This is a genomic window from Streptomyces sp. NPDC004031, from assembly GCF_053604375.1.
In genome coordinates this window covers 20,529-41,529 of sequence record NZ_JBSGHL010000023.1, presented here as the reverse complement: position 1 = coordinate 41,529, position 21,001 = coordinate 20,529, and the positions used below count along the sequence as shown (strand labels likewise).

At 71.5% G+C, this 21,001-nt stretch carries 29 protein-coding genes; all 29 read left to right on the top strand.

The genetic code is table 11. The features are described 5' to 3' along the window. The first annotated feature begins 71 nt into the window (after positions 1-71). The 29 genes from ACWERV_RS17165 to ACWERV_RS17025 all read left to right on the top strand — a co-directional run bounded on the left by ACWERV_RS17165 (position 72) and on the right by ACWERV_RS17025 (position 21,000). Positions 72-503 (top strand): hypothetical protein, encoded by a 432-nt coding sequence (locus ACWERV_RS17165; protein ID WP_452933584.1) that lies wholly within the window; start codon positions 72-74, stop codon positions 501-503. Then, on the top strand, positions 500-769 hold the full coding sequence (locus tag ACWERV_RS17160; protein WP_452933583.1) for a hypothetical protein: 270 nt from the start codon (positions 500-502) through the stop codon (positions 767-769). The genes ACWERV_RS17165 and ACWERV_RS17160 overlap by 4 nt, the downstream gene beginning before the upstream one ends. After that, on the top strand, positions 766-1,380 hold the full coding sequence (locus ACWERV_RS17155; protein WP_452933581.1) for a hypothetical protein: 615 nt from the start codon (positions 766-768) through the stop codon (positions 1,378-1,380). The genes ACWERV_RS17160 and ACWERV_RS17155 overlap by 4 nt, the downstream gene beginning before the upstream one ends. Further along, complete coding sequence (locus ACWERV_RS17150; protein ID WP_452933579.1) at positions 1,377-1,772, top strand: hypothetical protein; 396 nt, start codon at positions 1,377-1,379, stop codon at positions 1,770-1,772. The genes ACWERV_RS17155 and ACWERV_RS17150 overlap by 4 nt, the downstream gene beginning before the upstream one ends. Then, positions 1,769-2,014: a hypothetical protein gene (locus ACWERV_RS17145; protein ID WP_452933578.1), complete on the top strand. Its 246-nt coding sequence runs from the start codon at positions 1,769-1,771 to the stop codon at positions 2,012-2,014. Before ACWERV_RS17150 ends, ACWERV_RS17145 begins: the two co-directional genes overlap by 4 nt. After that, positions 2,011-2,328 carry a hypothetical protein gene (locus ACWERV_RS17140; RefSeq protein WP_452933576.1) on the top strand — a complete coding sequence of 106 codons (318 nt, stop codon included), beginning with the start codon at positions 2,011-2,013 and terminating at the stop codon, positions 2,326-2,328. The genes ACWERV_RS17145 and ACWERV_RS17140 overlap by 4 nt, the downstream gene beginning before the upstream one ends. Next, complete coding sequence (locus ACWERV_RS17135; protein WP_452933574.1) at positions 2,325-3,488, top strand: hypothetical protein; 1,164 nt, start codon at positions 2,325-2,327, stop codon at positions 3,486-3,488. Before ACWERV_RS17140 ends, ACWERV_RS17135 begins: the two co-directional genes overlap by 4 nt. Positions 3,489-3,699: 211 nt before the next feature. Further along, positions 3,700-4,002, top strand: coding sequence for a hypothetical protein (locus tag ACWERV_RS17130; protein WP_452933572.1), 303 nt, complete (start codon positions 3,700-3,702; stop codon positions 4,000-4,002). 92 nt (positions 4,003-4,094) lie between these two features. After that, entirely contained in the window at positions 4,095-4,808 is a 714-nt protein-coding gene (locus tag ACWERV_RS17125) for a hypothetical protein (protein ID WP_452933570.1), read from the top strand. Between the two features lie 69 nt (positions 4,809-4,877). Continuing rightward, positions 4,878-5,045 carry a hypothetical protein gene (locus ACWERV_RS17120; RefSeq protein WP_452933568.1) on the top strand — a complete coding sequence of 56 codons (168 nt, stop codon included), beginning with the start codon at positions 4,878-4,880 and terminating at the stop codon, positions 5,043-5,045. 167 nt (positions 5,046-5,212) lie between these two features. Next, positions 5,213-5,455: a hypothetical protein gene (locus ACWERV_RS17115; protein WP_452933566.1), complete on the top strand. Its 243-nt coding sequence runs from the start codon at positions 5,213-5,215 to the stop codon at positions 5,453-5,455. A gap of 65 nt (positions 5,456-5,520) precedes the next feature. Continuing rightward, a complete protein-coding gene (locus ACWERV_RS17110) occupies positions 5,521-5,982 on the top strand; it encodes a hypothetical protein (protein ID WP_452933564.1) in 462 nt (153 codons plus the stop codon). A gap of 42 nt (positions 5,983-6,024) precedes the next feature. Next, a complete protein-coding gene (locus ACWERV_RS17105; protein ID WP_452933562.1) occupies positions 6,025-6,519 on the top strand; it encodes a helix-turn-helix domain-containing protein in 495 nt (164 codons plus the stop codon). An 11-nt stretch (positions 6,520-6,530) separates the two neighbouring features. After that, the gene (locus tag ACWERV_RS17100) at positions 6,531-7,826 is read left to right on the top strand and encodes a PBSX family phage terminase large subunit (protein ID WP_452933560.1); all 1,296 of its coding nucleotides are present in this window, start codon (positions 6,531-6,533) and stop codon (positions 7,824-7,826) included. A 21-nt stretch (positions 7,827-7,847) separates the two neighbouring features. Continuing rightward, positions 7,848-9,452, top strand: a complete 1,605-nt coding sequence (locus ACWERV_RS17095) for a phage portal protein (protein WP_452933558.1) — start codon at positions 7,848-7,850, stop codon at positions 9,450-9,452. Further along, positions 9,403-10,506 (top strand): phage minor capsid protein, encoded by a 1,104-nt coding sequence (locus ACWERV_RS17090; protein WP_452933556.1) that lies wholly within the window; start codon positions 9,403-9,405, stop codon positions 10,504-10,506. Before ACWERV_RS17095 ends, ACWERV_RS17090 begins: the two co-directional genes overlap by 50 nt. A gap of 14 nt (positions 10,507-10,520) precedes the next feature. Further along, complete coding sequence (locus ACWERV_RS17085) at positions 10,521-10,682, top strand: hypothetical protein (RefSeq protein ID WP_452933554.1); 162 nt, start codon at positions 10,521-10,523, stop codon at positions 10,680-10,682. A gap of 108 nt (positions 10,683-10,790) precedes the next feature. Next, positions 10,791-11,588 (top strand): hypothetical protein, encoded by a 798-nt coding sequence (locus ACWERV_RS17080; RefSeq protein ID WP_452933552.1) that lies wholly within the window; start codon positions 10,791-10,793, stop codon positions 11,586-11,588. An 11-nt stretch (positions 11,589-11,599) separates the two neighbouring features. Beyond that, positions 11,600-12,664 carry a major capsid protein gene (locus tag ACWERV_RS17075; RefSeq protein WP_452933550.1) on the top strand — a complete coding sequence of 355 codons (1,065 nt, stop codon included), beginning with the start codon at positions 11,600-11,602 and terminating at the stop codon, positions 12,662-12,664. After that, the gene (locus ACWERV_RS17070) at positions 12,664-13,053 is read left to right on the top strand and encodes a hypothetical protein (protein ID WP_452933548.1); all 390 of its coding nucleotides are present in this window, start codon (positions 12,664-12,666) and stop codon (positions 13,051-13,053) included. Before ACWERV_RS17075 ends, ACWERV_RS17070 begins: the two co-directional genes overlap by 1 nt. Further along, positions 13,050-13,616 (top strand): hypothetical protein, encoded by a 567-nt coding sequence (locus tag ACWERV_RS17065; RefSeq protein WP_452933546.1) that lies wholly within the window; start codon positions 13,050-13,052, stop codon positions 13,614-13,616. The genes ACWERV_RS17070 and ACWERV_RS17065 overlap by 4 nt, the downstream gene beginning before the upstream one ends. A gap of 13 nt (positions 13,617-13,629) precedes the next feature. After that, a complete protein-coding gene (locus tag ACWERV_RS17060) occupies positions 13,630-14,139 on the top strand; it encodes a hypothetical protein (protein WP_452933544.1) in 510 nt (169 codons plus the stop codon). A 10-nt stretch (positions 14,140-14,149) separates the two neighbouring features. Further along, on the top strand, positions 14,150-14,563 hold the full coding sequence (locus tag ACWERV_RS17055) for a hypothetical protein (RefSeq protein ID WP_452933542.1): 414 nt from the start codon (positions 14,150-14,152) through the stop codon (positions 14,561-14,563). Further along, complete coding sequence (locus tag ACWERV_RS17050) at positions 14,563-14,877, top strand: hypothetical protein (RefSeq protein ID WP_452933540.1); 315 nt, start codon at positions 14,563-14,565, stop codon at positions 14,875-14,877. Before ACWERV_RS17055 ends, ACWERV_RS17050 begins: the two co-directional genes overlap by 1 nt. Before the next feature lie 9 nt (positions 14,878-14,886). After that, a complete protein-coding gene (locus ACWERV_RS17045; RefSeq protein ID WP_452933538.1) occupies positions 14,887-15,234 on the top strand; it encodes a hypothetical protein in 348 nt (115 codons plus the stop codon). 25 nt (positions 15,235-15,259) lie between these two features. After that, a complete protein-coding gene (locus tag ACWERV_RS17040) occupies positions 15,260-15,691 on the top strand; it encodes a minor capsid protein (protein ID WP_452933536.1) in 432 nt (143 codons plus the stop codon). A gap of 9 nt (positions 15,692-15,700) precedes the next feature. Then, positions 15,701-16,171: a phage tail tube protein gene (locus tag ACWERV_RS17035; protein WP_452933534.1), complete on the top strand. Its 471-nt coding sequence runs from the start codon at positions 15,701-15,703 to the stop codon at positions 16,169-16,171. A 3-nt stretch (positions 16,172-16,174) separates the two neighbouring features. Further along, a complete protein-coding gene (locus ACWERV_RS17030; RefSeq protein WP_452933532.1) occupies positions 16,175-16,696 on the top strand; it encodes a DUF7426 family protein in 522 nt (173 codons plus the stop codon). 200 nt (positions 16,697-16,896) lie between these two features. Further along, positions 16,897-21,000: a hypothetical protein gene (locus ACWERV_RS17025; RefSeq protein WP_452933530.1), complete on the top strand. Its 4,104-nt coding sequence runs from the start codon at positions 16,897-16,899 to the stop codon at positions 20,998-21,000. The last annotated feature ends 1 nt before the right edge of the window (position 21,001 follow it).

Here is a 21,001-nt window from a genome sequence, read left to right as displayed (position 1 = left end):
CCCCACCGAACTCCCTGAACGCCCCGCAGACGCCAATCTGGGGCCCGCCACAACCCCAACCGGAGGAACACATGACCCCCCGCCCGATCACCGCACCCAACACCACCGAGATCGCCAAACAGCTCTACGCCGCCCAGACCGCCCTCGCCGAAGCCCGCACCTACCTCGCCACCCAGCAGGAAGCCACCGCCGCACTCACCCGCGTCCCCGTCACCCCCACCGCACTGTTCACCCTCATCGACCAGACCGTCCAGGACGTCGTCCGCATCGCCGTCCGGATGGAACTCGCCGACCAGCCCGCCAACACCAGAGAACTGAGCCCCGAGCACCTGGCGCAGCTGCTGTCCGAGGCCGACGTCCACGTCAACAACGGCGACTACCCGCTCTGGGGCGACCTCACGGAGGACGACCGCGACCAGTACCGGCAGGCCGCAAGGTTCCTGACCGCCCGGTGCTCGGTCAGTCCGCGCGTCCCGGCCGCCGAGGGGAGCAGCGAGCGATGACGACCACGCCCACGCCCGGACAGATCTGGGCCGACAACGACCCCCGCAGCGAAGGCCGCTACCTCCGCATCAAGACCGTCGACACCACCCACGTCACCGCCGCCCAGATCCTCCGCAACGGCGACGGCACCTTCACCGACGCGCCTCTCGCCCCCGGCATGCGCACCACCCGCATCCGCCTCGACCGCCTCCGGCCCACCAGCAGCGGCTACCGCCTCGTCCAGCACGCCGACGGCACCCCCGCCGAAGGGAGCAGCGAGCAGTGAGCAACCCGGTTCCGGGCGACACCGCGCCCGCACAACACCCCGCCGTCGGCGACCGGTACACCTGCCAGACCGACACCGGCGCCCGCACCGTCACCGTCACCCGCGTCTGCACGCCGCCCGACGGCGGGCCCGTCGCCATCGAGTTCGAATGGGCCGAGGGCAAGCGCACCAACGGCTGCGCGTTGCGCCTGGGCGTGTTCACCGGCACCTACGCCCGGGTGTGCAACGCCCCCGGCCCCGACAGCCACACGTGCGACCTGCGGGCCGGGCACACCGGCAGCCACGAGGAGCTGGGGTACGGGCGGCTCGCCATCTGGGCCGACGAGCCGGCCGTGGACGACGACGCGGCCCGCGAGCGGCAGGCCGACGACGCCCTGCCGCCGACGCTGGCCGCCCTCCGCGACGCCATCTTCGCCACCCCCGACCTGACCCTCGCCGAGGCCGAGGCGTCCGCCCGTAGGCTGCTCGCCGCCCACGCCCGCGAACTGGGCGCCATGCTCGAAGCCGACGACGCGTGCCACTGGCCCGCGCACCGCGACTACTACCGATCGCTGTTCGACCGGTATGCCGACAACCTCGACCCGGCTGCGGCGGGCGGTGAGCAGGCGTGAGCACGCCCACCCCCGCTGAGCGCCTCCAGGCCGCCGCCACCCTGCTCCGCGGTCGCCTCGCCGACCCCCAGCTCACCGCCGGGCCATGGCTCTCCCTCGACCACGGCGACCGGCTCCTCCACAACCAGCCCGGCGACGAGGACCAGGCGCCCGTCTACGTCGTCAACGAGCCCATGAGCAACGGCGCGAACGCCGACTACATCGCCGCCATGCACCCCGGCGTCGGCGCCGCGCTCGTCACCGTGCTCGACCAGGCCGCCGCCAACTACCAGCCGGGCGTGCTCGGCAACGGGCTCGTCGTCTGCCCCGACTGCTGCGAGGAAGCCCCGTGCAGCCACATCAAGCCCGCGCTGGCGCTGGCGGACGCGATCCTCGCCGGAGGTGAGCAGTGAGCACCCCCAGCCTCAGCCCCGCCCAACGCCAGGCCCTGACCGACATCCGCGACCACCAGCTGTACGTCGGCCGCGACCCCGGCAGCCCCGACAACGGCTCCGGGATCTACCCCGCGACCCTGCGGAAACTCCTGAAGGCCGGACTGATCGCGCGCGGCCCGTACGAGCCCGGGAAGGGTCGGCGCCTCGCCCTCACCCCGGACGGGCGCGAAGCCGCCGGGCCCGCGGGCGGTGACGCGTGAGCACCGACGACCTCCGGCAGCGCATCGCCGCCGCCCTGAGCGCCGCGGGGGCTTTCTGCGGCGAGTGCGGCTTCGCGCCCGGTGACCGCGGCTGCCCGGACTGCGAGCGCTGCTGGGCGTCCTACGCCGACGCCCTGCTCCCGCTCGTGATCGAGGTGCGCGCCGCCGAACTGCGCGAGGTCGCCGATCTCGTGGCCGCCAACGTCACATGCTCGTGCCCCGTCTGCCGCGCCCGCCGTGACACCGCCGCCATGATCCGCGCCCGCGCCGACCGCATCCGCGCGGATGCCCCCGGAAGGACCGACCGCCCGTGACCCGCCCCCGCCTGCGCCGCATCCTCGACGCCCTCACCCACACCGGACCCGGCTACGACCCCCAACCCCACGACCTGCCATGGGTACGCGCCTACGCCGAAGAGATCGCCCTCCATGCCGCCGACGCCCGCCGCTGCCGGGCCGCGTGGCGCAGCGCCCGCAAGCGCGCGGCCGAACACCTTGCCGAACAGCAGCGCGTACGCGGCTGGTTGAGCCACTGGGCCGAACGCGCGAGGACCGCCGAGGCCACGCTCGCCTCCGTCCGTCGCGCCGTTGCCGACGCCAAGGCGTGCGGCGGCGAGGACGCCGGATGCACCGTCGACCACCGCGACATCATCACCGACCTCATCGACGGCACCACGCCCACCGAGCCCGCACGGTGCTGCGTCTGCGGCTGCCCCGACGTCACCTACCGCAACTACCGCGATCAGCCGCTCTGCTGCCGCTGCGCGATGTGCTGCGACCCGCCGAATCTCTGCGGCCACGGTTGCCAGCCCCGCGCCGCCGTGTCCTTCGCGGCCGCCGCGGAGACCGCCACTGAGGAAGAGATGAGCGGGCCCGACCCGGCCGAGCTCACCGCCGACGAAGCCCGTCAGGTCGCCGATGACCTTGGCCGCGAGCTCTACGCCGCGCAGGACGCCCTCGCGTTCGTCCGCGAGATGTGCGACATCGCCGACCGCGACCACCGCCCGGTCACCACCGCCGACGTCCGGGCCTGGCTCGACGGGCCGAAGTGCGCACGGCAGACCGGTCTCGTCATCCACGACGAGCCCACCACCGACACCCTCCTCGCCAAGCTCCGCGCCGAGCCGCACCTCGGGCTCCGCACTGTCCTCATCCCCGGCGCCGGCTGGATCTGGCAATGCCACACCTGCGGCACCCAGGCAGGCGAGCACTACACCGACGAGGACATCGCCCGCGAGTACGCCGACAAGCACCAGTGCACCGCGGCGGGCGAGCGGCCCATCACCACCCACACCTACCAGGGCAACGGCGGCCCCTGCGCCGCCGACTTCTACGGCCAGACCTGCGAAGCGCCCCGCGCCGACCACGACCTCACACCCGCCCCGGAGCAGACCATCGCCGACCTGGTGGTCGCCGAACACGGACACCACATGCGACTCAAGGTCGACATCACCCAGCCCGAGGACACCCGATGATCTGCCGGACATGCGCAGACGCCGCCGATCGGCGCGCACCCCGCGACCAGCACTGCGACAGCCCCGGCGGGCCCGGCGCACCCTGCGACTGCGCCCACCGCACCGACCGCTACCAACCCGCGCCCGCTCCAGTCGTCCTGGAGACGCCGTGCACCTGCACGTTCAGCGAGCGGTGCACGACCTGCGCCACCACCACGAAGGAGAACTGACCATGCCCATGTTCCGTAAGCGCCCCGTCGAGATCGAAGCTCGCCAGTGGAACGGCACGGCCGAAGGCGCGACCGGCATCATCGACTGGATTCTCAGCAGCGGCAGCACCGCCAGCTACGCGTGCGCGGACCCGGACCGCTGCGCCGAGTTCGGCGGGGACGCCCCGCACAGCATCCGGATCGACACTCTCGAAGGCCCGATCACGGCCAGCTTGAACGACTACGTGATCAAAGGTGTGCAGGGCGAGTTCTACCCCTGCAAGCCGGACATCTTCGCCGCCACGTACGAGCCCGCCGAGGCCTGACACGACGAAGGGCGCCCCTTGGCCTGGCAGCTCACCGGGGCGCCCTCACGCGGTGCGATCACCCTACCGCCACCAGCACAAACGAGGCACAGATGACCGCCACCGCCGAGCAGACCGCCGCGCACCTCCAGTACGTCATCGACAACTGGCCCCACCTCCACGACCTCCTCACCACCCGCCACGGCTCGACCTGGCCCCCCGCCATGGGCGTGCAGCACCTCCTCGACGCCGACGACGACACCGCCGAGGAGCGCGCCGCACTCCGCCTTGCTGAACGCGCCGACTCCCGCTACACCCTCGGAGCCAGCCCGGCCCCGATCCGCCTCCACATCGTCGACGTCATCCGCACCCTCGACACCGACCTCGTCTACGCCGCCGACGTCCTCGCCCAGGAAGTCCAGCGACCCGTCATGCGCCCCGCCCCCGCCCACTGGGCGCCCACGGACCGGGAGTTGCGGAACAAGCTCGCCGCGGAGGACGAGGCGGACCCGCGTCGGTGGCGGTACCGGCAGTACCGGACGGCGCCGTTCGCCGCAGCGTGGCTCCTCGGCCGGGTTGAGCGCGCGCCGGGTCCGTTCCTGCGGCTGACCACGGAGCAGCTGCGCCGCGTCGAGGCGGCCAGCAAGCAGGCGGCCGGGCAGGTCGAGCGGGCACTCGACGGGGTGAGGCAGGCGCAGGTCGTGGACCGCCCGTGCCCGTTGTGCGGTGGGACGTTGGGCATGTCGTCCGGGGACGGGGGCGCGCCGCTGGTCGCGTGCTTCCGGTGCCGGCAGGAGTGGACGCTGCAGACGCCGGACGCCGCCTGAGCCCCCGCTGTCATACCCACGCAGTAGCGTCAGAGAAGCACTGCAAACCGCCCGAACCGAGGAGCCCTCATGTCCGTCGCAGGTGACGACGCCCGAGAAGAAGCACGCACCGCGCTCTACAAAGCCATCACCAGGAACCTCAAGGACGCGGAGGAGCTTTCCAGCGTCCGCGACCGGGTGACGCTGCTGGAGGACCTCGCGGGAGCCTACGCGGACATCACCTTCCCAAAGCGCTGAACGTGCCGGATCGGCCGGCGCTTGACGACAGCCGATCTTGTGCCGCATCCTGGGCCGCAAGTCCGGCGTGCCCGGACACAGAACCTCCGAAGCCCCCGAGCCCAACAGGCCGGGGGCTTCGTCGTTCCCGGCGCGCCCGCCCTGCCGCCCACCGCGAGGAGCCCACCGTGCAGCCCAGCATCGGCCGCATCGTCCACTACCGCAGCTACGGCACACCGGACGGCGAGTACGGCCAGGAGTGCCGCGCCGCCGTCATCACCGAGGTGCAGCCGAACACCGACCTCGTCGGGCTCGCCGTCCTCAACCCCACCGGCGCCTTCTTCCACCCGCTCGCGGCTGGCGGCTGCGCCCACGACGAGTCCCTGCACCACGGTGGCACCTGGCACTGGCCCGAGCGCGTCGACGGCTGACGTCGGACCATCACAGGTCCGTCACAGCACCTTCACGTAAGCGCCCGGTACGGCACGCTGGCCCGATGCGTACCCGACTCGCCGCCGCGGCCATAGGCGCCGCCGCGCTCCTCACGATCAGCGCCTGCTCCTCCAACAGCAGCGACGACAAGGCAGACCCGCCCACCTCCACAGGCGGCGTCAAGCTGCCGCCCGAAGCCAGCCAGGTGCCCGACAAAGCCGCCCTAACCAAGGCCGTCGCCGACTACACCGCGAAGCTCTTCTCGGGCGACCCGGACGGGTACGACTACCTGTCGGCCCGCTGCAAACAGCAGCTGACGCATGACGCGTGGAACGACCTCGCCAAGCAGGGCCACCAGCAGTACGGCTCCCAGAAGGCCACCGGCATCCACGTTGACCAGCTCTCCGGCGACCTCGCCCGCGTCAGCTACGGCGCCGGGAACATCCCTGACATGGAACGCAAGGGCCAGCCCTGGACCCGCGAGGGCGGCACATGGCGGTGGGACGCCTGCCAGACCACCAGCTGACACCGCGCGCAGGGCGCGGCCGCCCGCGACCGGAGGTGACCCATGACCCGATTCACCCCCGAGGACCGCGAACGCCACGAGCAGCAGATCCGCGCCCTGCATGCCGAAGGCCTTCCACGTAACGAGATCGCCCGCCGTCTCGGCATCGGCACGCGCACCGTCAGCGTCTACGCCGTACGCCTCGGCCTGACCTTCGACAACGCATCGATGACCGAGATCGCCACACAGAACCGCAAGGCCCAGCTCGCCGCCCGGCGCATGGACCTCGCGGAGGCACTCCAGGGCGACGCCGAGCGGCTCACCGAACAAATGTGGGAGCCCGCGAAGGTCTACAGCTTCGGCGGCAAGGACAACACCTACGAGGAGCGGTCCGTCGACGAGCCGCCCGCCGACGCCAAACGCGCCCTGATGGGCGCCGCGGGCATGGCCATCGACCGGTCCCTCAAGCTCGTCCCGCCCGAGACCGACCAGCAGGGCCTCGCCGCCGTCGACCAGTGGCTGCGCGGCATGATGGGCGGCAGCGACGACGCCGGCTGAGAGGGCAGGCGATGATCGCACCCCTCCGCGGCAAGCAGCTCCAGGCCGTTCGGCTCGCCACCGCGCGCGGGAACCTGTGGGAAGGCGCCGTCCGGTCCTCGAAGACCGTCTCCAGCATCATGGTGTGGCTCCAGTACGTCCGCACCGGGCCGCCCGGGGCACTCCTCATGGTCGGGAAGACCGAGCGGACCCTGAAGCGGAACGTCATCGACCCGATCATCGAGATGGTCGGGATCCGCCGCTGCCAGTACAAGGCCGGCGCCGGTGAGGTCATCCTCCTCGGCCGGACGATCTACGTGGCCGGAGCGAACGACGAGAAGGCCGCCGACAAGATCAAGGGCCTGACCCTCGCCGGGGCGTACTGCGACGAGGTCACCACGTACCCCGAGTCGTTCTTCAAGATGCTCGGCACCCGCCTGAGCGTCCACGGCGCGAAGTGGTTCGGTACGACCAACCCCGAGGGCCCGAACCACTGGCTGAAGCGCAACTACCTCGACCGCGCCCGGCTGCACCTCGACCGCGACGGCACGGTCCGCAGCAGCACCGCGGATGAGGCCCTGGACCTCCACCGGTTCAGCTTCACCCTGGACGACAACCCCTACCTCGACCCCGCGTTCGTCACATCGATCAAGGCCGAATACCAGGGGCTGTTCTACCGACGGTACGTCAAGGGCGAATGGTGCCTGGCCGAGGGCGTCGTCTACGACATGTGGGACCCAGACCGGTACGTCATCGACGTCCTCCCACAGGTCCACCGCTGGATCGCCGTCGGCATCGACTACGGCACCGTCAACCCTCTGTCCGCGCTCCTCGTCGGCCTCGGCGACGACCGGCGCTTGTACGTGGCGAGCGAGTACCGGCACGACTCCCGGGCCGCGCGTCGGCAGCTGACCGACGCGCAGTACAGCCGGGCCGTGCAGGACTGGTTGGGCACGTACGAGCACCGTGGGCAGCGCGGCGTCATGCCGGAGTGGCTGTTCGTCGACCCGTCCGCGGCGTCGTTCATGACGCAGCTGTGGAGCGACGGGGTGCAGGGTGTTGCGAAGGCGCACAACGACGTCCTCGACGGCATCAGGTCAGTCGGTGTGGCCCTGGGTGGCGGGCTCGTGTCGGTGCACCGCTCCTGCGCGGGCCTGCTTCGTGAACTGCCCGGCTACGCGTGGGACGACAGGGCGTCGGAGCGCGGCGAGGACAAGCCGATCAAGCAGGACGACCACAGCGTGGACGCCTTGCGATACGCCCTGCACTCCACCGCGCACGAGTGGCGGCAGCTCCTGCGCCCCACTGATCTTGAGACCGCGGCCTGAGCCGTACGAGGGGAGGTTGCCGTGCCGCTCCCCGAGCCGAACACGTCGTGGCCGCCGTACGCGCCGGAGGTCCGGACCGCCCTGGAGGACTGGGCAGCCTGGTACTCCGCGAACCCGAACAAGATCGCCGACCGGTACTACTGGCGGTCCACTCGCATCGGCCAGTACGGGCAGCAGCCCATCAACCGCCCCTCGCAGTTCCGGCGCGGCCTGGTCGGCATGGTCGCCCGGTTCTTCTGGGGCGAACCGGTGCCGTTCGGAGAGAAGCGCGTCAAGATCCACGTGCCCATGGCCGGCGACCTCGCCCGCACCAGCGCGGCGCTCCTGTTCAGCGAGCCCGCGACGCTCAAGGCCCCCGACATCAAGGCCGACGGCGGGAGCGCCCTCCAGGAGCGGCTGGAGCTGCTCCAGGAGACCAGCCTCAACCGCGCCCTCCTCACTGCGGCGCAGCGCGCGTCCGCGCTCGGCGGGGTCTACCTGCGCACCGCGTGGGACACCGACATCAGCGACCGGCCGTGGATCGAGAGCGTCCGCGCGGACGCCGCAGCGCCGGAGATGCGACACGGCGTGCTGATGGCCGTGACGTTCTGGTCGGTGATCGCCGTGGACGGCACCAAGGTCATCCGGCACCTGGAGCGGCACGAGCGTGGGGGGACGATCCTCCACGGCGTGTACGAGGGCTCGGAGGATAACCTCGGCAAGCGCCTGCCCGACTCCGCGCTCGGCTCGTTCCCGGAGACCCGGGGGCTCCAGGCCGCCCGCACGGTCGGCATCGGCCCGCGGCGGATGACCGTCTCCTACATCCCGAACACGGCGGACAACAGGGACTGGTACGACATCCCCGGCGCGCACTCGCTCGGCCTGTCGGACTTCCAGGGGTCCGAAGGACTCCTCGACGCGCTCGACGAGACATACACGTCCTGGATGCGGGACATCCGCCTCGCGAAGAGCCGGATCGTGGTGCCGCAGGGCTACCTCAACAACAACGGCGTGGGCCAGGGCATGTCGTGGGAGGACCGGGAGGTCTACTCCCCGCTGAACATCCCGCCGACCGAGACCGGCGCCGGGATCACCCTGAACCAGTTCGGGATCCGGCACGCCGAGCACAAGGCCACCTGCGACGAACTGCGCGACCAGATCATCCGCAACGCCGGGTACAACACCGGCAGCTTCGGCGAGGACTCGGACGGCACCGCCGTCACGGCTGCGGAGGTGAAGGCCAAGGGGGCGCGGTCGGAGGCGACGCGCGCGGCGAAGTCGGAACCCTTCGCGGTCGGCGTCCCGGACATCGTCGAGACCCTCCTCGCGCTGGAGGCGTCGTCGCTCTTTCCCGGCCTGCCGTCCGTACCCGTCGAGCGACCGACCATGATCTTCGCCGACTCCATTGCCTCCGACCCGCTCGTCCTCGCGCAGACCGCCGCCGCGCTCCGCACCGCCGAGGCCGCGTCCACGCAGACCCTCGTCGCGCTCACGAACCCGGACCTGCCCACAGAGGAGCAGGCCAAAGAGGTGCGGCGGATCCTCGCCGAGTCCGGCCGCGACGTGGCCAGCCCCGACCACAACCCGGGAGGCGGCGGTGGCGACTTCCCCGGCGACAGCGGCGACCCTGGCCCGCCCGGTCCGTGACCTCTACGCCGCGGCCGAACTCGAACTGCTACACCTCCTGGCCGACGAACTCGGTCAGAACCTGAACTCACCTCGGTGGGCGGACGGACGGGTCCGGGCGGTAGGGGACCTGCGCAGCGCTGTCGACACCACGTCGGCGGCGCTGCGCAGGGCTGCCACCACCGCCATGGACCGCGCGCTCCTCGACGCCTACGACCGCGGCCGCACCGAGGCGCTCGCGGACCTCGGCCGCCTGACCGCAGCACAGGCCCGCACCGCGGACGCGGCCGCCCGGGGCGGTGCCCGCTCCGTACGCGACCTCGCGGCCGGCCTGGACCGGGACTCCCGTCCGCTGTACCGGCGGATCACCGCCTCGGTCACCAGCGCGTACCGGCAGATCATTGCCCGCGCCGAGCGCGCCCGCGACCGCGCCGCAGAGGTGCAGCGCGCCCTCAACAGCTTCGCCGGGCGCGGCATCACCGGGCTCGTCGACGACCACGACCGCGCCTGGTCCATGACCGGCTGGGTCGACATGGCCGTCCGTACCGCGGCCGGGCAGGCGCTCGTCGGCGGGCACACCGAGCTGCTTACCGGCGTCGGCCTGTCCCTGGTGATCGTGTCCAACTCGCCGTTGGAGTGCCCGCTGTGCCGCCCGTGGGAGTCACAGATCCTCACCCTTGACCCCGCGCCCGGCAGGCGGGTGGTCCTCGCCCGGCCCGCGGTCGGCGCCCAGGCCACCGTGCCGGTGCGCGTCGCAGGATCCCTCGACGAGGCCAGGGCCGCAGGTTTGTACCACCCGAACTGCCACCACTCGCTGCGCCCGTACCTGCCGGGGGTCACGCGCGCGCCCGCGCACGAGCACGCTCCAGGGCGCGCCACGTACGCGGACTCGCAGCAGCAGCGGTACCTGGAAGGGCAACTGCGCGCGTGGCAGCGGCGGGAGGCCGTCGCACTGGACGACGCCGCGCGGCGCCGGGCCCAGGCGTCCATCGGGGCGTACCAACTGCGCCTGGCCGTGCTGTCCCGCCGGACCGGCCTGCCCCGGCAGACGATCCGGGAGCGGATCAACACCTGACCTGGAGGCACACCATGGCGCCCAAGCTCGGCTCCGGCGGCCGGTTCAAGAAGCTCACCGCGCAGCTCGCCGCGAAGGGCGCGCACGACCCCGCCGCGCTCGCCGCGTTCATCGGCCGGAAGAAGTTCGGCAAGGCCGGGTTCGCGAAGCTCGGCGCGGCAGGCCGCAAGGGCTGACCCCGGCCCCCACAGTCTCCGGCCCGCCACACAGGCGGCCCGGTCGAGCACACCCACCCGCCCGGACGCCGCACGGCCGAAGGGCAACCCGAAAAGGGGAGATCACCCATGCACACCAGCCCTTTCAAGCACCCGCTCGCTACGCACAGCGCACTGGACGTGCTCGGCTACCGCCGCAACGGCGCACCGATCTACGCCATCGCGGGTGGCAGCGGCGAGGGCGAAGACGGCTCCGACACCAGCAGCACCGACGGCGGTGACGGCGGTCAGGTCGACGACGGCGCCAAGGACGATGGCGACGGCTCCGACGACAAGGGCAGCAAGGCCACCGACAGCGGTGACGGGAAGTCCGCGAAGGACGACGGCGGCACCGACTGGAAGGCCCACGCCCGCGAGTGGGAGAGGCGCGCCAAGGACAACGCGGCGGCGACGAGGACCGCGGTCGCGAAGGCCGTCGACGACGCGAAGTCGGCGATGGCGCAGGAGATCGGCAAGGCCCTCGGCCTGGTCAAGGACGACTCCGAGGAGACCGACCCGGCGAAGCTGCTCGCGCAGCTGAAGGAGACGCAGGGGCAGACCACCGCTGCGCAGGAGGACGCGATCTCCGCGCGGGTGGAAGCCACCGTGCTGCGGATCGCCTACTCCAACGGAGTCGACGGCGACCGCCTGCTCGACTCCCGCAGCTTCTGCGACGAGGTTGACGCGCTCGACGCGTCCGACCCGAAGAAGTTCCGCACTGCGCTGAAGGGCCTCATCACCGACGCCGCGAAGAAGGACCAGCGCCTCGCCCTCCAGCAGGGCGGTGCCGGCCGGTCCGGCGGCGACCAGGGCGGCTCCGGAGAGAGCAAGACCCGCCAGCGGCCCACATCGATCGGCGCCGCGATCAAGAACACCTTCAACACGTAAGGAGGGCCACCGTGCCCGTCACCCTCGCTCAGGCGCAGGTCAATGTCCAGGATGACATTGATTTCGCCGTCATCGACAACCTGCGCCGCTACTCGTGGCTGCTCGACCAGATCGTCTTCGACGACACGGTCAGCCCGGCGACCGGCGGCGGCACGCTGACCTACGGCTACACCCGGCTGATCGCCGCCCGCGCGGCGCAGTTCCGGCAGTTCAACCAGGAGTACACCCCGTCGCAGGCGAACCGGCAGCGCTTCACCGTGGACCTGTCGCCGCTCGGCGGCAGCTTCGCGATCGACCGGGTCCTCGCGCGGCTCGGAGCGGCGGCGACGAACGAGATCACGTTCCAGTCGCAGCAGCTGCTCACCGCGATCCGCACGAAGTTCCAGGAGCAGCTCATCCTCGGCGACTCCGCCACGGACGACGGCTTCGACGGCCTGGACGTACTCCTCACCGGCACGGACACCGAGTACCTGCCCGTCAACGAGGACGTGACCGCGGGGTACCTGGACTGGACCGCGGGCACCATCAACACCCAGGCCCTGGCCATGACGGCGCTCGACCGGCTGGACGACTTCCTGTCGCGGATCGTGCCGTCGCACACCGGTGGTGGCGACCAGGGCGAGCCCGGCGCGCTCCCGCCCGGGGTGAAGGCGATCATCGGGAACACCACCTCGATCACGCGCGTGCGCGCGCTCGCGCGGTGGGCCGCGATGTACACCGCGCAGAAGGACGAGCTCGGCCGGCAGGTCGAGATGTACGGGCCGTGGGTCCTGGTCGACATCGGCGACACGTCGCTGGGTACCGCGCCGATCATCCCGATCCAGTCCCGTGACGCCGACGGCGCCGGGGGCGGCGGCAGCATCAGCGGCCTGACCGACCTGTACGCCGTCAGCTTCGGCCTGGACGCCCTGCACGGCGCGTCCCTGGCAGGGCAGCCGCTGGTGAACACGTTCATGCCGGACTTCAGCCTTCCGGGCGCGGTGAAGAGCGGCGAGATCGAGATGGGCCCGGTCGCGGCCGTCGTCCGGAACACGCGGGCGTGCGGCGTCATGCGGAACCTGAAGGTGAGCGGCTGATGATCGTCCAGGTCACCGCCCCACTGAAGGGCTTCACCGGCAAGGTCGTCGGCATCAGCTTCACCGGCGGCACCGCCGAGGTGGACACGTCGACCGACCACGGCCGTGCCGCCTACGCCTACTTCGACCGGCACGGCTACCGTCTCGACCGCCCCGCGCCCGACGAGCCGGAGACCCCGCCCGCGGGCGACGAGCCGTTCGATTCCGCCGAGCACAGCGTGGACGACGTCCTCGCGCACCTCGACGCCGCCTCCTACGAGGAGGCCGTGCGCGTCCTCGACGCCGAGGTCGCGGGCAAGAACAGGGTCACGATCACGGGCAAGCGCGACGCGCTGCTCGCCACCAAGACGCCCACCGAGGGCGACACCCAGACGGGAGACGAGCAGTGACCGTGCACGGCGCGTTCCGCGGCAACGTCCGCGACGACCTCGGCTGGCTCAACACCGCCGGCCGCCCCGACCCGACCCAGCAGTTCCACCGGGCGAACCTCCCGCGGGTGGGCCTTGCGGACGTCACCGCCCTCGCGACCGGCGTGATGACGTCCGTCGCGCTCTACCTCGTCGAAGGCGACGTCGTCAGCAACCTGACGTTCATCTCCGGCGCGACGGCGGCCGACACCCCCGCGAACTACTGGGCGGCGCTGTACTCCCCGGCCGGTGCGCTGCTGTCGCAGTCCGCCGACAAGACGTCCACGGCCTGGGCCGCCGACACCGCCGTCACCTTCGCGCTCGGCGCGGCGCAGCATATCGCCAAGAGCGGGATCTACTACGCCGCGCTCATGGTGAAGGCGACGACCCCGCCGACTCTGGTGGGCTCCCGCGGGGCCAAGCCGGTCCTCACCGGGGAGGTCAACCTCGCGCAGTCCTCGGGCAGCACGCTGACCACGACGGCCCCGGCGACGATCGCGACCCCGGCGTTCAAGGCCGCGACGCCGCTCGTCATCGCGACCTGACAAGGAGGCGTCCATGTCTCTCACCTCCTCTCTCTCCGCCTCGGTGGGTTTCACGCAGTCGTCCGCGCTGGACCTCGGTACGGCAAGCCTTCCGGTGTCCGTACGGGCCGCCGTGCAGCTCGCCTCCGGCACCGGCGCCGGGCAAGCCGACCGAGTGTTCTCCGACCGGCGCACCCTCGCGGCGTCCGGCACGGAGAACCTCGACCTGGCTGGCACTCTGGTGGACGCGTTCGGGGCGACGATCACCTTCGTCAAGGTCAAAGGCCTGTACATCCGGGCCGACGCCGCGAACACGAACAACGTCGTCCTCGGCGCCGAGGGCACAAACCCGTGGGCGACCCTGCTCAACAGCACCGGCACCGTCACGCTGCGCCCCGGCGCATTCTTCCTCGCCGCGGCCGGTGCGGCCGACGCCACCGGCTACGCAGTCACCGCATCGACCGGCGACCTGCTGAAGGTCGTCAACAGTGCGGGCGGCACCGCTGTGTCGTACGACGTCGTGGTCATCGGCACCAGCGCATAGGGGGTGCCGTATGGGGCGCGTCTACGCCACCTCCGCGGACTACGCCGCCTATTCCGGGAAGACCGCACCGGACGACATCGACCGGCTCCTCGCCCGCGCGAGCGAGCTGCTCGACTCGGACGTGCTGCCTGCGGCCTGGTACGACACCGACGATGCGGGGCTGCCGACGAACACCGCGGTCGCTGCGGCGTTCGCACAGGCAGCGTGCGCGCAGGTGGAGTTCTGGGCCGCGGTCGGCGAGCAGGTCGACACCTCCGGGCCGATCCAGGGCGTCACCCTCGGGGCCCTGTCCATCCAGTACGGAGCAGGGGACAACCGTGTCGCGGCGGCCACGATCGGCCCGCGGGTCTACCGTGCGTTCGCCGTGCTCCCGGTGGGTGTGTTCCGGGTCGCGGTCGGCTCGCCCGGGTGGGGGTGCTGGTGATGGCCATCCCCCCGGTTCTGCTGCGGGACACCGTCACCGTGGAGGCGTACCTCGGCGACGGTGCCCGCGGCCCGCTGTACGGGGCTCCGCAGCAGGTGCCGTGCTACCTGGAGCGCAAGACGCGGGTGGCGCGGGCGCCGGACGGCCGCGAGGTCACCAGCAGTAGCCAGGTGTTCTGCGACCTCGGACCGACCGTGACCACCGAGTCACGAGTCACGCTGCCCGACGGCACCCGGCCCGCCGTGCTCCAGGTCGCCGAGTACGACACCCACGGGCTCGTCCAGGTCGACCACCTGGAGATCTACCTCCAGTAGGAGGTCAGCGTGGGCCGGTACAGCGATCTGACCTGGCACGGGGCCCTCATCGCCGAGGAGGCCAGGGAGCACGCCGAGGACGGCATGGACGACGGCCTGGAGCTACTGCTCGCCGCATCACGAGCCGTTGTGCCCCTGCTCAGCGAGGACCTGTCCAAGTCCGGCAAGGCCAGCCGGGACGGCTTGGAAGGGACCGTCTCCTACAACACGGTGTACGCGCGTCGGCAGCACGAGGAACTGACATGGCGGCACGCCCCCGGGCGGCAGGCCAAGTACCTGGAGCAGCCCTTTAACGAGCTTCAGAGCCAGATGGTGCAGGCGATCGCAGTCCGGCTCCGCGCCTACCTGGCCAGCTGACCAACCACACCAAGGGGGGTGATCCGTGGGCTACACATCCGACTTGGTGCTCGGCCTCACAGACCTACTCGTCGACGCCGGGCTGGGCGTGTACCGCGAGGACACCCCGTACGGGCCCGACGACAGCGCGATCGTGCACCGTTCGATGCCGGACCAGCCGGACCGGGTGATCTGCCTGACCCCGTACCCGGTCGACGACGACGTCACCACGGACGCCGTTACCGCGGTGCAGATCCGCGTCCGGGCCGGCACCGACCCGCTCGCGGTCCTCGACCTTGGGGACGCGGTGCTGGCGCTGCTCCACAACCGTCGCGGCTACGCGCTCCGGTCGGTGCGGGTCGCCGTGTCCTGGCGGCAGTCCGAGGTGCTCCTCGGTGAGGACGCGCACGGCCGCGACGAGCGCACCCACAACTTCTACTTCCAGACCACCCGACCCTCTCCGCACGCATACGAGTAGGAGGCCACGATGGCCACACCCACAGAGACCACCCTCGCCCGCCGGTGGGTGGTCGAGGTCAACATGGGCACCGACGTGTCGCCCACGTGGACGCTGCTGCCCGCGATCACGAACTACACCTGGAAGGCCGATCCGAACATCGAGGACGACTCGACTTACGACGAGGGCGGCTGGGCGTCGAACACGAAGACGGGGCAGAGCTGGAGCGCGGAGGCCACGTTCAACCGGAAGGCCACCCCCGACTCGACCGCGTACTCTCCGGTGCACGAGGCGCTGCGCGCGGCGGCGTTCGCGTTCGGTGCCGCGTCGAAGGTCGGCATCCGCTTCTACGACCGCGACGGTCTGCCGGAGGCGTACCAGGGAACCGCGCTCGTCACCTGGGAGCCTGCTGGTGGGTCGCGCACGGCACTGGAGCAGGTGAAGGCCACGCTGACCGGTACCGGGCAGCTCCTCTCCATCGACAACCCCGTGGCGGCCTGACCCATGGCAAAGTTTGAGGCACTCGACGGCCTCTACGACGACTGCCTGGAGCTGCCCATCCCCGGGCGCGACGGCACCAAGCGCACCTACCGCATCCCGTCTCCGCCGGCCGACGACGGCCTGATGATCCTCCGCGTGACCACCCTCGCCACCAAGCTCATGGCGGGCGGCGAGCCCGCCGAATCGGAGATGCTGGACGACGATGAGGAGCGGGACCTGGTCGCGCTGGCACTCGGGCCGGCCGCTGAGGAGATGTCCGCGGACGGCGTGGACTGGGCGTGGACCCGGCACGCCGGGCTGACGGCGATCCTGTGGGTGTCCCGCGGTGTCGAAGACGCTGAGGCGTACTGGCAGGCAGCGGGGGACCCTACGAAGCTCGCCGCGCCGCAGAACAGGGCGGATCGGCGGGCCGCGGCCAAGACGAGTGGGTCGGCAAAGGCCGCCAAGACCCCGCGACGGGCCTCCACGAATGGTACGAGCGGCCGCCCGGTTGGGAAGACCGCGGCGAGGTCATCGAAGGGCTGACCTGGCGGACCCTGCTCCAGCAGTGGCTGCTCATTGAGGCCGACCTCCACCAGGTGTACGGGATCGACGTGCGCTCCGGTGTGCTCCGGGAGCGCACGTGGACGTGGCTCCGCATCCGCATCCTCGGCCTGCTGTCCACCGGCTCCCGCATTTCGCGGCACTTCGCGCCTCCCGGCAAGGGGGGCAGGTAGGGGGCGGGGATGTCGCTCACGGTCGGCGAGCTGAACGCGTACCTGCGCCTCGACGGCGGCTCGTTCACGCGAACCCTCGACACGGCGGGCGCGAAGTTCACCGCGTTCAAGGGCCGGATCGACACCCAGCTCGCCGAGATCGACCGGTCCCTGAGCGGCCTGTCCGGCACCGTCCGCGTCGACGCGGATGTCCGCCCGGCGGACCGGGCGATCGACAGGCTCGACTCCCGTCTCACCGCGCTCGGCGCCCGCTCGCTGGGCGTGAATCTCACTCTCGACGACGACCGGTTCGCCCGTGCGCTGGACGCGGTGGAGGCCCGGATGCGGGCCGCGCGCACGGACATCGAGGCGCAGGCCGCGGCGATCGACCGGTCGCTGCGGGGCATGAGCGCACAGATCAAGATCAGCGCGGATGTGCGGCAGGCCGAGCGGGACGTGAAGGCGTTCGTCCGCCGCGCGAACGCGTTGAAGATCAACTTGAACGTCAACGTGTCCACCGCGCTGGCGATGACCCGCCTCAACGACCTCGCGACACGCCTCGACGAGATCCACGCCCGCCGCACCACCGTCACCGTCCGCCCGGACATGGGCGCGACCGCGGCGGAACTGCGGGCGATCCGCGACCTGGTGACGCGCCTGGACCGGTCGCGGGCGACCGTGACGGTGACGGCGCGCACAGCCAGCGCGGAAGCGGCGCTGCGGCGCCTGCAAGCCGCTGAGCGCGGCACCGGCCGCGGTGGGCTGTTCGAGATCACCGCAGACCTCGGCGGGATCGCGGGGGCTGCGGGGAACGCTGCGTCTGCGCTGGCCGGTGTGGCAGGCAAGGCGGCGCTGATCGCGGGCGCGCTGGGTGCGGCGATCCCGGTGGCGGCCGGGCTTGTGGCGGCGCTGGCGAACATCGCTCCGGCGGCGGCGATCGGCGCGTCCGGGGTATTTGCTCTGGCCGGTGCGTTCGGCGCGCTCAAGGTCGGGCTCGGCGGGGTGAGCGGCGCGTTCAAAGCGGCGCTGGCTCCGCCGTCTGGCGGTGGAGGTGGGGGCGGTGCGTCGGCGGCGCGGCAGGCCGCCGACGCCGTACGCGCCCTGCGGGACGCCCGGGAGCAGGCGGCCTACGCCAACCAGCAGGCGGCGCAGCAGACCGCGCGGGCGGAACGGCAGGTTGCGGACGCGCAGCGGCAGGCACGCCAGGCACAGCTCGACCTCAATGCCGCGCGGGTCCAGGCCACGCGCGACCTGGAGGACATGAACAACCAGCTGGTCGACGCGCAGAACCAGCAGCGGGACGCCCAGTTCGCGCTCCAGGACGCGGCCGCCCAGTTGCAGCAGCTCAAGCCGACGGGCGACACGGACGCGATCGCGCGGGCGCAGCTGGCGTACGACGAGGCGACGCAGGCGCTGAAGGAGCAGCAGCTCCAGGTCAACAGGCTCAGCACCGACACGGCGGCGGCGAACAAGGCCGGCGTCGACGGCTCCAAGACGATGGTCGACGCACGGCAGAACGTCACCGACGCCAATCGGAATCTCGCCGACCAAGAGCAGGCGCTCGCGGACGCCCGGCAGCAGCAGGCGCGCACTGCGGCGCAGGGTCTGGAGAACATCCAGAAGGCGGCCGAGGCGCTCGGCGCCGCGGCCGGCGGCGGTGCCGCGGGCGGCGTGAACCAGCTCGCGCAGGCCCTCGCGAAGCTGAGCCCCGCGGCGAGAGCTTTCGTTCTCCAGGTCCTCGCGCTCCGCGGGGCGTGGACCGCACTACAGCAGGCCGTGCAGCAGCGCCTCTTCGAGGGGCTCGCCGGATCGCTGAAGAGCACCGCGGTCGCGGTGCTGCCCGTGCTCCGTACGGGTCTGGTGCAGACCGCTGGCGCGCTCAACGAGATGGCGAAGGGCGCTCTCGGAGCAGCTCGTAGCGTTGCGAAGGACGGCACGCTCGGACAAGCCATGGCGTCCGCTGCGGGAGGCCTTCACAACCTGGCCGGGATTCCCGGGATCGTCATCAAGGCCATGACACAGCTCGCCGCGGCCGCAGGCCCGGCGTTCCAGGCACTGACCGCCGCCGCCGGGCGCGGGGCGGCCAGCATCGGCGAGAAGCTCGACGCCGCGTTCAAGTCGGGCCGTCTCAAGACTGCGATCGACCAGGCCATCGGCCTCATCAAGCAGATGGGCGTGATCGCGGCGAACATCGGCCGGATCATCGGCGACCTGTTCGCTCCCGCGAACGCCAGCGGTGCCGGGTTCCTCAACACGTTGCAGACGATCACCCGGGCGCTCGCAGACGGACTGGCGACACCGGCCGCGCAGGAGGGGCTGCAGTCGCTGTTCCAGACGATGAGCCTGATCGCCCGCACCGCGGGGCCGCTGCTGGTGACAGCGATCCAGACGATCGCCCCGGTACTGACGGCGCTCGCGCCGCCAGTGCAGCAGCTGGTGACGGCGCTCGGCGGAGCGCTGGGGCCGATGCTGGAAAAGCTCGGCCCGGTCCTGGTGACCGCCGCGACGGCGTTCGGGCAACTCCTCACCGGGTTCCAGCCGGTCATCGCGGCACTGCCGCAGCTGATGGGCCCGCTCGTGCAGCTACTCACGGCGCTGGCGTCGAGCACGCCGACGATCGGCCTGCTCGTGGCGGCGTTCAACCCGTTCCTCGGCGTGCTGATCCTGCTCGCGCCGGTCCTCGACAAGCTCATCGCACCGATCGGGCAGTTGCTCACCGCGCTGATGCCGCTGCTCGACGCCGTCGGCGTGTTCGCGGGGCAGCTTGCGCAGGCGCTGGTACCGGTCGTGGCCGCCCTGGCTCCGGTCCTCGGGGCGCTCGCCGGTGCGGTGGGCGCGCTTCTGACCGCGGTCGCACCGCTGCTGCCGGTCATCGGAGACCTGATCGCGGCGATCCTTCCCGTGCTCACCCCGCTCCTCAAGGGCCTCCAGACCGTGTTCCAGAAGCTGGCAGGGCCGATCGCGCAGATCGCGAAGGCCCTGGGCACGGCGTTGAAGCCGGTCATCGAGGGCCTGTCGGAGGTGATTGACGACCTCGCGGCGAAGTACCTGACCACCTTCATGGGCCTCATCAACCAGATGATCCCGCTCATCCCGGTGCTCACCCCGGTGCTGATCCAGCTCGGCATCAGCATCGGGCAGATCCTCACCGCAGTGGCCCCGCTCGTGCCGCAGTTCGCGCTGCTTAGCGTCACGCTGATCACACAACTGCTGCCCGCTGTCCTGCCGCTGATCCCGCCGCTGGCCCAGCTCACGACGATGCTGCTGGTGCTCGCAACGGACGTGATCACTGGTGTCGTCGTGCCCGTTCTGGCGGGGCTCGTCAAGGCGCTCAGCGGGTTGCAGTCCGCGTTCGGGACGGTCATCGGCTGGGTGTCGTGGCTGGTCACCGAGGTCGTGCGCCTGTTCCAGTGGCTGTACGACGTCCTGGTCGGGCACAGCATCATCCCCGACCTGGTGCGCTCCATCGTCAGCTGGTTCGGGGGCCTACCGGGCAAGGTCATCACCGCGCTGGGCAACATCGCCGCGCGGCTCGGGCAGGTGATGGTCGACGCCACGGACCGCATGATCACCGCCACGTCTACCGGGCTGCGCGCGGTGGTGTCCTGGATCGGCGACCTACCGGGCCGAGCCAAGAACGCACTCGGCGACCTCGGCTCCTACCTCTACAAGTCCGGACAGGCACTCCTGTCGGGGTTCATCAGCGGCATCGCGTCGATGGCCAAACCCGTGAAAAGCGCGGTCGGGTCCGTCCTGTCTGGCGCCCGGAACCTGTTCCCGTTCAGCCCCGCCAAGGAGGGGCCGTTCGCGGGCAAGGGCTGGGTCCTCCACTCCGGCATCGCGATCGGCCAGGCCCTCATCGCCGGTATGGCCTCGCAGTCGGGCGGTGTCCGCCGGTCAGCATCCGCCCTCGCTGCGGCGGCGCACGGCGAACTGGCGGTCCCCGGCACCCCCGCGGGGGCGCTGGTCACGCAGCGGCCCGACCGGGCCGCCACAACACGGGTATCACCTGTCGGGCCGCCACAGCGGCTGGTCATCGAGCTGCGTGGGAACGGCGACGCGTGGATGACCGCGCTGCGCAAGTCGATCGCGGTCTCCGGCGGTGATGTCCAGATGGTGATCGGACAGGGGTGAG

Bases quoted from the DNA above. Each gene is read 5' to 3' on its own strand.
- ACWERV_RS17060 (WP_452933544.1), top strand. From the start codon at position 13,630: ATGTCTCTCACCTCCTCTCTCTCCGCCTCGGTGGGTTTCACGCAGTCG.
- ACWERV_RS17130 (WP_452933572.1), top strand. From the start codon at position 3,700: ATGCCCATGTTCCGTAAGCGCCCCGTCGAGATCGAAGCTCGCCAGTGG.
- ACWERV_RS17105 (WP_452933562.1), top strand. From the start codon at position 6,025: ATGACCCGATTCACCCCCGAGGACCGCGAACGCCACGAGCAGCAGATC.
- ACWERV_RS17110 (WP_452933564.1), top strand. From the start codon at position 5,521: ATGCGTACCCGACTCGCCGCCGCGGCCATAGGCGCCGCCGCGCTCCTC.
- ACWERV_RS17125 (WP_452933570.1), top strand. From the start codon at position 4,095: ATGACCGCCACCGCCGAGCAGACCGCCGCGCACCTCCAGTACGTCATC.
- ACWERV_RS17050 (WP_452933540.1), top strand. From the start codon at position 14,563: ATGGCCATCCCCCCGGTTCTGCTGCGGGACACCGTCACCGTGGAGGCG.
- ACWERV_RS17165 (WP_452933584.1), top strand. From the start codon at position 72: ATGACCCCCCGCCCGATCACCGCACCCAACACCACCGAGATCGCCAAA.
- ACWERV_RS17100 (WP_452933560.1), top strand. From the start codon at position 6,531: ATGATCGCACCCCTCCGCGGCAAGCAGCTCCAGGCCGTTCGGCTCGCC.
- ACWERV_RS17070 (WP_452933548.1), top strand. From the start codon at position 12,664: ATGATCGTCCAGGTCACCGCCCCACTGAAGGGCTTCACCGGCAAGGTC.
- ACWERV_RS17055 (WP_452933542.1), top strand. From the start codon at position 14,150: ATGGGGCGCGTCTACGCCACCTCCGCGGACTACGCCGCCTATTCCGGG.
- ACWERV_RS17035 (WP_452933534.1), top strand. From the start codon at position 15,701: ATGGCCACACCCACAGAGACCACCCTCGCCCGCCGGTGGGTGGTCGAG.
- ACWERV_RS17120 (WP_452933568.1), top strand. From the start codon at position 4,878: ATGTCCGTCGCAGGTGACGACGCCCGAGAAGAAGCACGCACCGCGCTC.
- ACWERV_RS17085 (WP_452933554.1), top strand. From the start codon at position 10,521: ATGGCGCCCAAGCTCGGCTCCGGCGGCCGGTTCAAGAAGCTCACCGCG.
- ACWERV_RS17160 (WP_452933583.1), top strand. From the start codon at position 500: ATGACGACCACGCCCACGCCCGGACAGATCTGGGCCGACAACGACCCC.
- ACWERV_RS17030 (WP_452933532.1), top strand. From the start codon at position 16,175: ATGGCAAAGTTTGAGGCACTCGACGGCCTCTACGACGACTGCCTGGAG.
- ACWERV_RS17025 (WP_452933530.1), top strand. From the start codon at position 16,897: ATGTCGCTCACGGTCGGCGAGCTGAACGCGTACCTGCGCCTCGACGGC.
- ACWERV_RS17080 (WP_452933552.1), top strand. From the start codon at position 10,791: ATGCACACCAGCCCTTTCAAGCACCCGCTCGCTACGCACAGCGCACTG.